At 71.8% G+C, this 13,722-nt stretch carries 12 protein-coding genes; 9 read left to right on the forward strand and 3 right to left on the reverse strand.

Annotation, left to right across the window (positions count from 1 at the left end; all coding sequences use genetic code 11):
• Positions 1-53 precede the first annotated feature (53 nt).
• The 3 genes from AC3A3L_RS17155 to AC3A3L_RS17165 are packed head-to-tail and all read left to right on the forward strand — an operon-like array spanning position 54 to position 2,787.
• Positions 54-1,052 (forward strand): ABC transporter ATP-binding protein, encoded by a 999-nt coding sequence (locus AC3A3L_RS17155; RefSeq protein WP_487641255.1) that lies wholly within the window; start codon positions 54-56, stop codon positions 1,050-1,052.
• Positions 1,049-1,852, forward strand: coding sequence for an ABC transporter permease (locus AC3A3L_RS17160; RefSeq protein WP_487641256.1), 804 nt, complete (start codon positions 1,049-1,051; stop codon positions 1,850-1,852). The genes AC3A3L_RS17155 and AC3A3L_RS17160 overlap by 4 nt, the downstream gene beginning before the upstream one ends.
• Positions 1,852-2,787, forward strand: a complete 936-nt coding sequence (locus AC3A3L_RS17165) for a COX15/CtaA family protein (RefSeq protein ID WP_487641257.1) — start codon at positions 1,852-1,854, stop codon at positions 2,785-2,787. Before AC3A3L_RS17160 ends, AC3A3L_RS17165 begins: the two co-directional genes overlap by 1 nt.
• Positions 2,788-2,808: 21 nt before the next feature.
• Here the strand turns inward: AC3A3L_RS17165 and AC3A3L_RS17170 are convergent, their stop codons facing one another.
• The 3 genes from AC3A3L_RS17170 to AC3A3L_RS17180 form a co-directional block, all read right to left on the reverse strand.
• On the reverse strand, positions 2,809-3,300 hold the full coding sequence (locus tag AC3A3L_RS17170; protein ID WP_487641258.1) for a class F sortase: 492 nt from the start codon (positions 3,298-3,300) through the stop codon (positions 2,809-2,811).
• A complete protein-coding gene (locus AC3A3L_RS17175) occupies positions 3,297-4,220 on the reverse strand; it encodes a hypothetical protein (protein WP_487641259.1) in 924 nt (307 codons plus the stop codon). Before AC3A3L_RS17175 ends, AC3A3L_RS17170 begins: the two co-directional genes overlap by 4 nt.
• A 249-nt stretch (positions 4,221-4,469) precedes the next feature.
• Positions 4,470-5,438, reverse strand: coding sequence for a heme o synthase (locus tag AC3A3L_RS17180; protein WP_487641260.1), 969 nt, complete (start codon positions 5,436-5,438; stop codon positions 4,470-4,472).
• 223 nt (positions 5,439-5,661) lie between these two features.
• Between AC3A3L_RS17180 and tkt the strand changes: the two genes are divergently transcribed.
• The 6 genes from tkt to pgl are packed head-to-tail and all read left to right on the forward strand — an operon-like array spanning position 5,662 to position 13,713.
• The gene (gene tkt, locus AC3A3L_RS17185) at positions 5,662-7,761 is read left to right on the forward strand and encodes a transketolase (protein WP_487641689.1); all 2,100 of its coding nucleotides are present in this window, start codon (positions 5,662-5,664) and stop codon (positions 7,759-7,761) included.
• A gap of 25 nt (positions 7,762-7,786) precedes the next feature.
• The gene (gene tal / locus AC3A3L_RS17190) at positions 7,787-8,902 is read left to right on the forward strand and encodes a transaldolase (protein WP_487641261.1); all 1,116 of its coding nucleotides are present in this window, start codon (positions 7,787-7,789) and stop codon (positions 8,900-8,902) included.
• On the forward strand, positions 8,899-10,557 hold the full coding sequence (pgi, locus tag AC3A3L_RS17195; protein WP_487641262.1) for a glucose-6-phosphate isomerase: 1,659 nt from the start codon (positions 8,899-8,901) through the stop codon (positions 10,555-10,557). Before tal ends, pgi begins: the two co-directional genes overlap by 4 nt.
• Entirely contained in the window at positions 10,557-12,080 is a 1,524-nt protein-coding gene (gene zwf / locus AC3A3L_RS17200) for a glucose-6-phosphate dehydrogenase (protein ID WP_487641263.1), read from the forward strand. Before pgi ends, zwf begins: the two co-directional genes overlap by 1 nt.
• A complete protein-coding gene (locus AC3A3L_RS17205; protein ID WP_487641264.1) occupies positions 12,080-12,991 on the forward strand; it encodes a glucose-6-phosphate dehydrogenase assembly protein OpcA in 912 nt (303 codons plus the stop codon). The genes zwf and AC3A3L_RS17205 overlap by 1 nt, the downstream gene beginning before the upstream one ends.
• Positions 12,988-13,713: a 6-phosphogluconolactonase gene (pgl, locus tag AC3A3L_RS17210; RefSeq protein ID WP_487641265.1), complete on the forward strand. Its 726-nt coding sequence runs from the start codon at positions 12,988-12,990 to the stop codon at positions 13,711-13,713. The genes AC3A3L_RS17205 and pgl overlap by 4 nt, the downstream gene beginning before the upstream one ends.
• Positions 13,714-13,722 lie beyond the last annotated feature (9 nt).

Consider the following 13,722-nt stretch of genomic DNA (forward strand, 5'->3'; position numbering starts at 1 on the left):
TAGTCGCGGGGACCGACAGCGGCCTCCCGACAAGGCGCACCTAGAATCGAGGCGTGCCAGCCGCCTCCCCCGCCGTCGAGATCGACGGCCTGGTGATGGCGTACGGCGACAAGGTGGCCGTCGACGGGTTGTCGCTGGAGGTGGCGCGCGGCTCCATCACCGCCGTGCTGGGTCCCAACGGCGCCGGGAAGACCACGACGCTCGAGACCTGCGAGGGCTACCGGGTGCCGCAGCGGGGCACCGTCCGCGTGCTCGGCCTCGACCCGCAGCGCGACCGCGCGCGGCTGCTGCCGCGGATCGGCGTCATGCTGCAGAGCGGCGGCGCCTGGAGCGGCGTACGCGCGGTCGAGATGCTCGAGCACATGGCCTCCCTCCACGCGCACCCGCTCGACACGGCCATGCTCGTCGCCCGCCTGGGCCTGGCCGAGTGCGGTCGGACGCCCTACCGCCGGCTCTCCGGTGGGCAGAAGCAGCGCCTCGGTCTCGCGATCGCGCTCGTGGGCCGCCCCGAGCTCGTGTTCGTCGACGAGCCGACCGCCGGCATGGACCCCCAGGCTCGGCGCACGACGTGGGAGATGCTCGAGGAGGTGCGCGCCGACGGCGTCACGGTCGTCCTGACGACCCACCACATGGACGAGGCCGAGCACCTCGCCGACCGCATCCACATCATCGACCGCGGCACGCTGATCGCCTCCGGCACCCCGGCCGAGCTCACCCGGGGCGGTCGTTCGGCGACCATCCGCCTGGTCGTCAACCGGCCCTTCCCCGACGGCGCGCCCGAGTCGCTGCGCGCCGAGCTGGGCCCGCTCACCGAGGTGCGCCAGCTCGACGAGGTCAGCATGCTCATCCACGGCCCGGCCGACGCCACCACGCTCGGCCGCGTCTCGCGCTGGTGCGAGGAGCACGCCGTCCTGCCGCAGACGCTCACGCTGGGCCAGCGCACCCTCGAGGACGTCTTCCTCGAGCTCACCGGACGGGAGCTGGAGACACCCCACGACGTTCTTCTCCCCCGCTCCGCTCCTCCGAACAACGCCGCGGGGACCCCCTCATGAGCACCGTGGACAGCCGCGGGACCGGCACCTTCGCACCCGCCCCCGGCGGCGCCGGCCTCCGGCGCATGGTGGTGGCGCAGGCCCGGATGGAGGCGCGGCTGATGCTGCGCAACGGCGAGCAGCTGCTGCTCGCCATCGTGATCCCGGTGATCGTGCTGGTGGGTGGCGTCGCCGCGGCGGGTCGCCTCGGCAGCACCTTCGAGGGGCACGCGCCGGTCGACCTCCTCACGCCGGGCGTCCTGGCCCTGGCCGTGATGTCGACCTCGTTCACCTCGGTGGCCATCGCCACCGGATTCGAGCGCCGCTACGGCGTGATCAAGCTCCTCGGCTCCTCGCCGCTCCCCCGCCACGGCCTGCTCCTCGGCAAGGTGCTGGCACTGCTCAACGTCGTCGTCCTGCAGCTCGTCGTGCTCGTCGTGGTCGCGCTTGCCCTCGGCTGGGAGCCCTCGCTGGCCGATCCGCCGCGGACGGTGCTCGGTCTGGTGCTCACGGTGGCCCTCGGCACCGCCGCCTTCGCGTCCCTCGGGCTCCTCGTCGCCGGCGCCCTGCGCGCCGAGGCGACCCTCGCGCTCGCCAACCTCGTCTACCTGCTCCTCATGGCCGGCGGTGGCGTGGTCCTGCCGACCAGCACGTACGGCGCCGCCGGCGGGCTCCTCCAGTGGCTGCCGTCCGGAGCCCTCGGCGAGGCGATGCGCTCCGCGCTCGTGCACGCCGAGATCGACGGCCGATCCCTGCTCGTGCTCGCCGCGTGGGCGCTGGTCGGCGCCCTGCTCACGGCCAAGACCTTCAGGTGGGAATGATGGGACGCACCCTGCTCGACCGCCTCGCGCGGTTCCTCTGGCCGCTCGCCGTGGCCAACCTGCTCGCCAACATCGGCATCGTCGTCACCGGCGCGGCCGTGCGGCTCACCGGCTCCGGGCTCGGCTGTCCGACGTGGCCGCGCTGCACCGACGCGTCGTACGTCGCCCACGGCGAGCTTGGCCTGCACGGTGCCATCGAGTTCGGCAACCGCCTGCTGACCTTCGTCCTGGCCGCCGTCGCGGTGCTGTGCTTCCTCGCCGCCCTCGGGGCGCGCCACCGCCGCGCGACGTGGCTGGCGTTCGTGATCGGCCTGGGCATCCCGCTGCAGGCGGTGCTCGGCGGGATCACCGTGCTGACCGACCTCAACCCGTGGGTCGTCTCCGGCCACTTCATGCTGTCGATGGCGATCATCACGGTCTGCGTCGCGCTCGTCGACGAGCTGCGCAGCCCCACGCGCGACCTCGCCCCGCTGCTCCCGCGAGCCCTCGCCTGGGCGACGTTCGCGTCCGGCTGGGTCGTCCTCTACCTCGGCACCATCGTGACCGGCGCCGGCCCCCACGCGGGCGACACCGACTCACCCCGCAACGGCCTCGACCCGGCGACGGTCTCGCAGGTCCACGCGACGGCGGTCTACGTCCTCGTCGCGCTGACCGTCGCCCTGCTGGTCGCGGCCCTGCGCGGGGGGCACCGGTGGCTGGCGCGCGTGACCGCCCTGGTGCTGCTCATCGAGGTGCTGCAGGGCGTCCTCGGCTGGGTGCAGTACTGGCTGGACCTGCCGGTCGGGCTGGTCGCCCTGCACATGCTCGGCGCTGGCCTCCTCGCCGCCGGGCTGGCCCGCATCGCGCTCGCGGTGCTGCCCCACCGCGGCTCCGACGAGGCCCGCGCCGACGGCGTGACCCAGACCCACGCCGCGACCCGCATCGGTCCGTCGTAGCCCCGGCGCGTGGGCGTCCGGTCAGGACCGGCCGATCTTGCGCGCGAAGACCACCGTGCGCCGCGAGTAGTCGTCGGCCTTGCAGCCGACGAGCACGATCCGCGCGGGCCCGGCGACCGAGTAGAGCGAGCCCATCCGCCGTGACGCCGGCCAGTACTCACGACGGGTGACCTCGAACCGGCATCCGGCGACCTTGATGACGTCGCCACGGCGCAGCGATCCCCACCGGTCGGCGACGCCGTTGCCGGCCCGCCAGGCGTGACCGGCGTAGACGGTGCTGCCGGTGGGGTCGCAGGGCGGGTCGCCCTTCGACCAGGTGTAGACGGCCCCGCGGAGCTGGTTGCCGACCGCCAGGGTGTCGTTGCGCGCCGGGACCCTGATGATCCTGGCGTCCGTGCCGGTGCGCGCGATCGTCAGCCGGTCAGGGGCGGCGTGTGCCGCGCCCTGACCGGCCACCACGGTGGCGCCGAGCACCACCGCGGCGACGATCCCGGCAGCCCGGGAGCGGGTCATCGCTGTCCGGTGCTGGGTGCGACCTCCGGGGCCTTGGCGCACGGGCGGGTGCGGAAGGTCATCCGCCACTGCTGCTTCCCCTGGAGCCGGTAGGACGCGTCGGCCGCGTGGGCACGGACGACGACGCGCTTCGCGCCCGCCTTGAGCCACACGCCCTGTCGGAGGACCGTGCCCTTCGACGTGTAGACGACGCCCGTCCGCTTGACCACCTTGTAGACGTCGCCGCGGGTGCCGCACTTGTCGATCTTGCGGGCCCGGGCCGACACGGCGCGTGCCTCGGCGGGCAGCACCTCCGGCGGAGCGACGACCGGCGGGGTCACGACCGGGGGCTGCACCGGAGGCGTGGGCGGGACGACTGGCGGCGTCGGGCACGGCTCGTTGCTGTCGGTCGGGGTCGGGTAGGTGATGCTGGTCTTGCCGCCCGGGAACTGGGTGCCTGGGTTGGCCTTCACCGTGACGCTGCCGTCGGGGTTCGTGACCGACGTCCAGGGACCGGACGGGACCGTGCCGTAGTGGGCGTTGCCCGGGCCGCAGTCGTCGACGACCGGGATGCTCGGCGGCTGGACGGTGGTGACGTTGCAGGCGTCCTGGAACTTCGACACCGGGATGTAGCCGGAGCTGGTGTTGGTGGCGCCGTTGCTCCACTTCGCCGACAGCGTCAGCGTCAGCTGCGAGGTCGGCTTGGTGGTGACGGTCTCGGAGAAGGTGCGCGTCTGGTTGGCCGTCAGCTGCGTGTTGACCGGGACGACGCCGGGTCGGTTGGACGCGGTGATCCACTCGGTGCGCGCCTCGCTGTTCTCGACCCGCCAGCTGACCGCCCAGCCGCCGCCCGTCTTGCAGACCACGTCGCCCGTGATCGTGTTGTGGTGGGCGCTGGCGGCCCCGGCCACGCCGACGACGGCGAAGCATACGGCCAGCACGAGGGTGACGGCCCTCGAGACACCGCGATGGATCGGACGGCGACGAACCCCCACCCGTGCCGCGGCCGCGGTCCGGTGTCGTCGCTCACGTGATGAAGACATGCAGAACTACCCCCTGCTCCCGCGGGGGTGGCCCGCTGCCTCCCCCTGCGGAGCATTCAACGTGGGATTGCGTCCGTGGACACGGCACGTTGTCTCAAGATGATCTCCAGACTTGTCGGATTCTCCTGACAAGACCTGCGAGATGCGCTACCGGACCAGCAGGGGATCGAGTGCTACGGCGACGAAGAGCAGTGACAGGTAGAGGTTGGACGCGTGGAACAGCCGCATCGGGTTGATCTCCGACAGGGCCTCGGAGCCCTTCGCGCGCTTCCACATCCGGTGGGCCTCGACCAGGAAGACCGCGCCCAGGGCGGCGGCCGCGACCGGGTAGACCAGGCTCGTCCCGGCGACCGGCCACAGGAGGAGCGAGGTGGCGACCATCACCCAGCTGTAGACCACGACCTGGCGGCCGACCTCGCTGGCGGGCTTGACGACCGGCAGCATCGGCACGTCGACGTTCGCGTAGTCCTCGCGGTAGCGCAGCGCCAGCGCCCACGTGTGCGGCGGCGTCCAGAAGAAGACGACGAGGAACAGCACGACCGGCGTCCAGGCCAGCGAGCCGGTCACGGCCGTCCAGCCGATCAGCGCCGGGAAGCACCCCGCGATGCCACCCCAGACGATGTTCTGGGTCGTGCGCCGCTTCAGCAGCATCGTGTAGACGAAGACGTAGAAGGCGATGGCGGTGACCGACAGGAGCGCGGACAGACCGTTCACGCCGAGGTAGAGCACGACCGTCGACAGGATGCCGAGCACGAACCCGAAGACCAGCGCTGCCCGTGGCGACACGATGTGGCGCGGCAGCGCCCGCCGGCGGGTCCGACGCATCTGCTCGTCGATGTCGCGGTCGTAGACGCAGTTGAAGACCGAGGCCGAACCGGCGGAGAACGTGCCACCCAGGACGGTCCACACGACCAGGTCGAGGTCCGGCACGCCGCGCGCGGCGTAGAACATCACCGGGACGGTCGTCAGCAGCAGCAGCTCGATCACGCGCGGCTTGGTCAGCCCGACGTAGGCGGCGACCACGTCGCGCCACGTCTTCGGGGCCTCCGCCGGGGAACCCGGGTCACCGGTCGACGGCCGGGCGGACGCAGCAGCGTTCGGGCCGGCGTGGGACACGGTGGAGAACCTCGGGAGGACGTGGGCGGATGGGACGCGGAGCGCAGGGGAACCGAAGGATGAACGGCCAGCTGTTCCGGCGTCCGGGACGACCCTCGGGCACGGTCGAGTCTACTCGGCCACGACGATAGGGTCGCAGTCGAGGCCACCCCTGCTGGGCTGTGATCCTGACTGCACCCGGTTGCACTCCACGAGAGGAACTGCGTTGACCAAGAAGTCCGCCCTGCCCGCCACCCTCGAGTGGGACGACATCGACCGCCGGGCCGTCGACACGGCCCGGGTCCTGGCGATGGACGCGGTCCAGAAGGTCGGCAACGGCCACCCCGGCACGGCCATGAGCCTCGCGCCGGCGGCGTACCTGCTGTTCCAGAAGGTGATGCGGCACAACCCCGCCGACCCGCACTGGACCGGTCGCGACCGCTTCGTGCTGTCGTGCGGACACAGCTCGATCACCCTCTACACCCAGCTCTTCCTCGGCGGCTGGGGCCTCGAGATCGAGGACCTGCGGTCCCTGCGCACGTGGGGCAGCAAGACGCCCGGACACCCCGAGTACGGCCACACGGCCGGAGTCGAGACGACCACCGGCCCGCTCGGCCAGGGTGTCGCCAACGCCGTCGGCATGGCCATGGCGGCCCGCCGCGAGCGCGGCCTGCTCGACGCCGGCACTGCCGAGGCCGACTCCCCCTTCACCCACCACGTCTACGCCATCTGCTCCGACGGCGACCTGGAGGAGGGCGTCAGCGCCGAGGCCTCCTCGATCGCCGGCACCCAGCAGCTCGGCAACCTCACGATGATCTACGACGCCAACCAGATCTCGATCGAGGGCGACACCGACGTGGCGTTCACCGAGGACGTCGGTGCGCGCTACGAGGCCTACGGCTGGCACGTGCAGCACGTCGACTGGACCAACGGCGGCACGGAGTACGTCGAGGACGTGCCCGAGCTCTACGCCGCCGTCCGCGCCGCCGACGAGGTCACCGACCGGCCCAGCCTCATCGTCCTGCACACCGTCATCGCCTGGCCCGCGCCCAACGCGCAGGGCACCGGCAAGTCGCACGGCTCCGCCCTGGGCGAGGAGGAGGTGGCCGCCACCAAGGAGGTGCTCGGCTTCGACCCCGAGCAGCACTTCGAGGTGCCGACCGACGTGATCGAGCGCACCCGTTCCCTCGTCGCCCGCGGCAAGGAGCAGCAGGCCGCGTGGCAGGAGCGCTTCGACGCGTGGAAGGGTGCGGCGTCCGACGAGGCCGTCCAGACCTTCGAGCGCATGCAGACCCGCGCCCTGCCCGCCGGTCTCGTCGACGCGCTGCCGACCTTCGACGCCGACCCCAAGGGCGTTGCGACCCGCAAGGCGTCCGGCGCCGTCATCAACGCCGTGGCCGGGGTGATGCCCGAGCTGTGGGGCGGCTCGGCCGACCTCGCCGAGTCCAACAACACGACCATCGAGGATGCTCCGTCGTTCATCCCCGAGAGCCGCTCGACCGACCAGTGGACCGGCGACCCGCTCGCCGGCCGGGTGCTGCACTTCGGCATCCGCGAGCACGGGATGGGCGGCATCCTCAACGGCATCGCGCTCCACGGCGGCACGCGGGTCTTCGGCGGCACCTTCCTGACGTTCAGCGACTACATGCGTGGGTCGGTGCGGCTCGCGGCGCTGATGGGCCTGCCGGTCACCTACGTCTGGACCCACGACTCCATCGGCCTCGGTGAGGACGGCCCGACGCACCAGCCGATCGAGCACCTCGCCGCCCTGCGCGCGATCCCCGGCCTCGACGTCGTACGCCCCGCGGACGCCAACGAGACCGCTGCCGCGTGGCACGCCGTGCTCCAGCGCACCGACCACCCGGCCGGGATCGCGCTGACCCGCCAGAACGTCCCCGTCTTCCCGCGCGGCGAGGAGGGCTTCAGCGACACCTCCAACGTGCACCGCGGCGGCTACGTGCTGCTCGACGTCGACGAGGGCGAGCCCGACGTGATCCTCATGGGCACCGGCTCCGAGGTGCAGGTGGCGGTCGCCGCCCGCGAGCTCCTCGCGGCCGACGGCATCCGCGCCCGCGTGGTGTCCCTCCCCTGCCTCGAGTGGTTCGAGGAGCAGGAGGAGGCCTACCGCGAGAGCGTCCTGCCGCCCACCGTCAAGGCCCGCGTCTCGGTCGAGGCCGGCGTCAAGCAGGGATGGCGGGAGTACGTCGGCGACCACGGCCGCATCGTCTCCATCGACCACTACGGCGCCTCGGCGGACTTCGCCCGCATCTACGAGGAGTTCGACATCACGGGCGAGGCGGTCGCCAACGCGGCCCGCGACAGCCTGCGCACCCTGACCGACTGACCCACCGAACCTCAGGAGGCACCACATGAACGACCGTCTCAAGGCCCTGGCCGACGCCGGGGTGTCCATCTGGCTCGACGACCTCTCCCGCGAGCGTCTGGAGACCGGCAACCTGGCGGACCTGGTGAAGAACAGCCACGTCGTGGGTGTCACTTCCAACCCCGCCATCTTCCAGGCGGCCCTCGCCGACGGCGAGCGCTACGACCCGCAGGTGCGCGAGCTCGCCGCCGCGGGCGCCGACGTCGACAAGGCCACGCAGGTGATCACCACCGACGACGTGCGCGACGCCTGTGAGGTGATGCGCCCGGTCTTCGACGCCACGGACGGCGTCGACGGCCGCGTCTCGATCGAGGTCTCCCCCGGCTTCGCCCACGACACGGAGGAGACCGTCAAGGAGGCCGCCGAGCTCTGGCGGATCGTCGACCGACCCAACCTCCTGATCAAGATCCCGGGCACCAAGGAGGGTTGGCCGGCCATCACGGAGACCATCGCCGCGGGCATCTCCGTCAACGTGACGCTGATCTTCGGCCTCGAGCAGTACCGCAACGTCATGGAGGCCTACGTGACCGGCCTCGAGCAGGCCGCCGACAACGGCCACGACCTCGCCGACATCCACTCGGTCGCGTCCTTCTTCGTCTCGCGCGTCGACACCGAGATCGACAAGCGGCTCGAGGCCATGACCGACGGCCCGGGCACCGACCCCGACCTGCGCGGCAAGGCGGGCGTCGCCAACGCGCGACTGGCCTTCCAGATGTACGAGGAGTTCTTCAGCGGCGAGCGCTGGGCTGCCCTCGAGGCGAAGGGTGCGCGCAAGCAGCGCCCGCTGTGGGCCTCGACCGGCGTGAAGAACCCCGACTACGACGACACGATGTACGTCGTCGACCTGGTCGTCGAGGACACCGTCAACACGATGCCCGAGAAGACCCTCGACGCCGTGGCCGACCACGGCGAGGTCCGCGGCGACCGCGTCCGCCCGTTCTACGACGACGCCGCGGCTCACATGTTGGCACTGGAGGACGCCGGCATCGACTACGACGACGTCATCAAGGCGCTGATCAAGGAGGGCGTGGACAAGTTCGTCGTCGCCTGGGACGAGCTGCAGACGACGCTCGGGAAGTCCCTCGAGGCCGCTCGCGCATGAGCAGCGCGGTCGACCCCACCACGACGGAGGCGTGGGCGCGGCTCGCGGAGCTCGCGGCGTCGTACGAGCCCGACCTGCGAGCCGCGCTGACGCCGGAGTGGGTCGACCGCCAGACGCTGGCCGCCGCCGACCTCCACGTCGACCTGTCGAAGAACCTCCTCGACCGTGACGTGGAGGCGGCGCTGCTGGCGCTCGCGGACGAGGTCGACGTGACCGGCCGGCGCGACGCCATGCTGGCGGGCGAGCACATCAACGTCACCGAGGACCGCGCCGTGCTCCACACGGCGCTGCGGCTGCCGGCCGACGCCTCGCTGGGCGTCGACGGCCAGGACGTCGTGGCCGACGTCCACGAGGTCCTCGACCGGGTCTACGCCTTCGCCGAGCGCGTGCGGTCGGGCGAGTGGACGGGCGTCACGGGCAAGCGGATCGCGACGGTCGTCAACATCGGCATCGGCGGGTCCGACCTCGGTCCCGTCATGGCCTACGAGGCGCTCGAGCCCTACCGCCAGGACGGCCTGACGTGCCGCTTCATCAGCAACATCGACCCCACCGACGCCGGCCAGACGCTCGCGGACCTCGACCCGGAGACGACGCTCTTCATCGTCTCCAGCAAGACCTTCGGCACCCTCGAGACCCTTACCAACGCCCGCCTCTGCCGGGCCTGGCTCCTCGAGCACCTGCCCGCCGGCGCCGACGACTCCGAGGCCGTCGCGCGGCACTTCGTCGCCGTGTCCACGGCCCTCGACAAGGTCGCCGACTTCGGCATCGACACCGAGAACGCCTTCGGGTTCTGGGACTGGGTCGGCGGACGCTACTCGATGGACTCGGCGATCGGCCTGTCGCTCGTCGTCGCCGTCGGGCCGGAGCGCTTCGCCGAGCTGCTCGCCGGCTTCCACGCCATGGACGAGCACTTCCGGACCGCGCCGCCGGAGTCCAACGTGCCGCTCCGGATGGGGCTGCTCAACGTCTGGTACACCAACTTCCTCGGCGCCCACACCCACGCGGTGCTCCCCTACGCACAGCTGCTCCACCGCTTCCCCGCCTACCTCCAGCAGCTGACGATGGAGTCCAACGGCAAGGGCGTGCGGTGGGACGGCACGGCCGTCGGCTACGACACCGGCGAGGTGTTCTGGGGCGAGCCCGGCACCAACGGCCAGCACGCCTTCTACCAGCTGATACATCAGGGCACCCGGCTCGTGCCGGCCGACTTCATCGCCTTCGCGCGACCGTCGTACGACCTCGTGGACCGCACCGAGGACGGCGAGACCGACGTCCACGAGCTGCTGCTCGCCAACTTCCTCGCGCAGACGAGGGCGCTCGCCTTCGGCAGGAGTGCCGACGAGGTCCGCGCGGAGGGCGTCGCCGAGGAGCTGGTGTCGGCGCGCACGTTCCCGGGCAACCGCCCCACGACGTCGATCATGGCGCCGGCGCTCACGCCGTCGGTGCTCGGCCAGCTGATCGCCCTCTACGAGCACATCACCTTCGTCCAGGGCGCCGTGTGGGGCATCGACAGCTTCGACCAGTGGGGCGTCGAGCTCGGCAAGCAGCTGGCCCAGGAGCTGCGCCCGGCGATCTCGGGCGACGCGTCCGTGGCCGCCGAGCAGGACCCCTCCACGCAGTCGCTGATCCGCTACTACCAGGAGAACCGAGGCTGATGCGCTACGCCAACCCGCTGCGTGACCCGCAGGACCGCCGGCTCCCTCGGATCGCCGGGCCGTGCGGCATGGTGCTCTTCGGCGTGACGGGCGACCTGTCGCGCAAGAAGGTCATGCCGGCGATCTACGACCTCGCCAACCGCGGCCTGCTGCCGCCCGGCTTCAGCCTCGTGGGCTTCGCCCGACGCGACTGGGCCGACCAGGACTTCGCGCAGATCGTCCACGACGCGGTCAAGCAGCACGCTCGTACGCCGTTCCGCGAGGAGGTCTGGAACCAGCTGTCCGAGGGCTTCCGCTTCGTCTCCGGCGACTTCGACGACGACGCCGCCTTCGACCACCTGCGCCGCACCGTCGAGGAGCTCGACGAGCTGCGCGGCACCGGTGGCAACATGGCGTTCTACCTCGCGATCCCTCCGGCGTTCTTCGGCACCGTGGTGGGCCAGCTGAAGGAGCACGGTCTCTCCGAGCCCGGCCCCGACCAGTGGCGCCGGGTGGTGGTGGAGAAGCCGTTCGGCCACGACCTCGAGTCCGCCCGCGAGCTCAACCGCACCCTCGACGGCGTCTTCCCGTCCGGGTCGGTCTTCCGGATCGACCACTACCTCGGCAAGGAGACGGTGCAGAACATCCTGGCGATGCGGTTCGCCAACAACATGTTCGAGCCGATCTGGAACGCCAACTACGTCGACCATGTGCAGATCACCATGGCCGAGGACATCGGCATCGGGGGCCGCGCCGGCTACTACGACGGCATCGGCGCGGCGCGCGACGTCATCCAGAACCACCTCCTGCAGCTGATGGCGCTCGTCGCCATGGAGGAGCCCATCGCCTTCGACGCCAGGAGCCTGCGCATCGAGAAGCAGAAGGTGCTCAAGTCGGCCACGCTCCCGGCGCGGCTCGACCTCACCACCGCCCGCGGCCAGTACGCCGCCGGGTGGGCCGGAGGCGAGAAGGTCCAGGGCTTCCTCGACGAGGAGGGCATCAAGAAGACCTCCACGACCGAGACGTTCGCGGCGATCACCGTCAACGTGGAGACCCGCCGGTGGGCCGGGGTGCCGTTCTACCTCCGCACCGGCAAGCGGCTCGGCCGACGCGTCACCGAGGTCGCCATCGTGTTCAAGCGCGCCCCGCACCTTCCGTTCGCCGAGACCGCGACCGAGGACCTCAGCCAGAACGCGCTCGTCATCCGCGTGCAGCCCGACGAGGGCATGACGATGCGCTTCGGGGCGAAGGTGCCCGGCACCGCGATGGAGATCCGCGACGTCAACATGGACTTCGCCTACGGCGGCTCCTTCACCGAGGCCAGCGCCGAGGCGTACGAACGGCTCATCCTCGACGTCCTGCTCGGCGATCCGCCGCTGTTCCCGCGGCACGAGGAGGTCGAGCTCTCGTGGCAGATCCTCGACCCCGTGATCGAGTTCTGGGCCAAGAAGGGCAAGCCGGAGCCGTACGACTCGGGCACCTGGGGGCCGGAGTCCGCCGACAAGATGCTGGCCCGCGACGGGCGCACCTGGAGGAGGCCCTGATGATCGAATTGACCGACACCAACTCGTCCAAGATCGCCGCGGAGTTCGTCCGGTCGCGCACCCGCGCCGGCAGCCCGGCCATGGGGATGGTGATGACGCTGGTCATCGTCGCCCCCGAGGAGGACGCGGCCGAGGCGATGGCCGCGGCCAAGCGCGCCTCGCGCGAGCACCCGTCCCGGGTCCTCGGCGTGATCCTCGGCGACGCGCGCGGCGCCGCCCAGGTCCACGCCCAGGTGGGCAGCGGTGACGGGTGGGGCGGAGAGATCGCCCTGATCCGACTCAAGGGCGAGGTCGTCAAGCACGCGGAGTCCGTGGTGCTTCCCCTGCTGCTCCCGGACTCCCCCGTCGCCATCTGGTGGCCCACGTCCGCGCCGGCCGACACCGCTGCCGACCCCCTCGGTGCCCTGGCCCAGCGACGCATCACCGACTCCGCAGCCGTCCCCCGCGGCAAGTCGACCGCCATGCTCAACCAGTGCCGCACCTACTCGCCCGGCAACACCGACCTGAGCTGGACGCGGCTGACGCCGTGGCGGGCACTCCTCGCCGCCGCCCTCGACCAGCACCCGCTCAAGGTCACCCGCGCCAAGGTCACCGCCGAGCGGATCAGCCCCAGCGCCGACCTGCTGGTGGCGTGGCTCAGCGACCGGCTCAAGGTCGAGGTCGCCCGCGGCAACTCCGACGGCCCCGGCATTACCGAGGTCACGATGGACACCAGGGAGGGGCCGATCCGCATCTCCCGCGCCGACGGCCGCCTGGCGACGTTCACCTCGCCCCACCGGCCCGACCGGCCCGTGGCGCTCAAGCGCCGCGAGGTGCCGGCGCTGCTCGCGGAAGAGCTGCGACGGCTTGACGAGGACGACGTCTACGCCGAGGTCGCCACCCGGCTGGTCAAGCTGAGGAGCAAGAAGTGAACGAACCCGAGGTCCGCCGTCACGACGACGCAGACGTCCTGGTCGGCGACGTCGCCTCCGCCCTGCTCGACCGCCTCGAGGCGGCCCAGGCGCGCGGCGAGGTCCCGCAGGTCGGGCTCACCGGGGGCACGATCGCCGAGGAGCTCCATCGCGAGCTCGCCCGCCGGGCGCCCGACTCCGCTGTCGACTGGTCGCGCGTCGTGTTCTGGTGGGGCGACGAGCGCTTCGTCCCGGCCGACTCCCCCGACCGCAACGCCCGCCAGGCTCGCGAGTCGCTCCTCGACCACGTCCCCGTGGACCCCGCCAACGTCCACGAGGTCCCGGGGAGCGACCAGGTCGCGACCGCCGAGGACGCGGCAGCGGCGTACGCCGGTGCGATGCGCGAGCACGGGGCGGGGTTCTTCGAGGTGCTGATGCTCGGCATCGGCCCCGACGGCCACTGCGCCTCGCTCTTCCCCGGCCACCCGGCCCTCGACGCCCGTGACGCGATCGCCGTCGCCGTCCACGACTCCCCCAAGCCGCCGCCCGACCGGGTCACGCTGACCTTCGAGGCGATGGAGCGCTGCCGCGCGGTGTGGTTCATCGCCAGCGGCGACGGGAAGGCCGAGGCGGTCGCCCGCGCGCTGGCCGGCGCCGGCTCCGTCACCGAGACCCCCGCCCGCGGCGTACGCGGCGAGGAGACCGTCTGGTGGCTCGACGAGGCCGCCGCCTCCGCCCTCTGACCCAGCGGG

The organism is Nocardioides sp. Soil_C_8, assembly GCF_057656315.1.

What these genes read in the sequence shown, in the direction of transcription:
- AC3A3L_RS17160 (WP_487641256.1), top strand. Translation starts at nt 1,049, where the DNA reads ATGAGCACCGTGGACAGCCGCGGGACCGGCACCTTCGCACCCGCCCCC.
- AC3A3L_RS17165 (WP_487641257.1), top strand. Translation starts at nt 1,852, where the DNA reads ATGGGACGCACCCTGCTCGACCGCCTCGCGCGGTTCCTCTGGCCGCTC.
- AC3A3L_RS17170 (WP_487641258.1), bottom strand. Translation starts at nt 3,300, where the DNA reads ATGACCCGCTCCCGGGCTGCCGGGATCGTCGCCGCGGTGGTGCTCGGC.
- tal (WP_487641261.1), top strand. Translation starts at nt 7,787, where the DNA reads ATGAACGACCGTCTCAAGGCCCTGGCCGACGCCGGGGTGTCCATCTGG.
- pgi (WP_487641262.1), top strand. Translation starts at nt 8,899, where the DNA reads ATGAGCAGCGCGGTCGACCCCACCACGACGGAGGCGTGGGCGCGGCTC.
- zwf (WP_487641263.1), top strand. Translation starts at nt 10,557, where the DNA reads ATGCGCTACGCCAACCCGCTGCGTGACCCGCAGGACCGCCGGCTCCCT.
- AC3A3L_RS17205 (WP_487641264.1), top strand. Translation starts at nt 12,080, where the DNA reads ATGATCGAATTGACCGACACCAACTCGTCCAAGATCGCCGCGGAGTTC.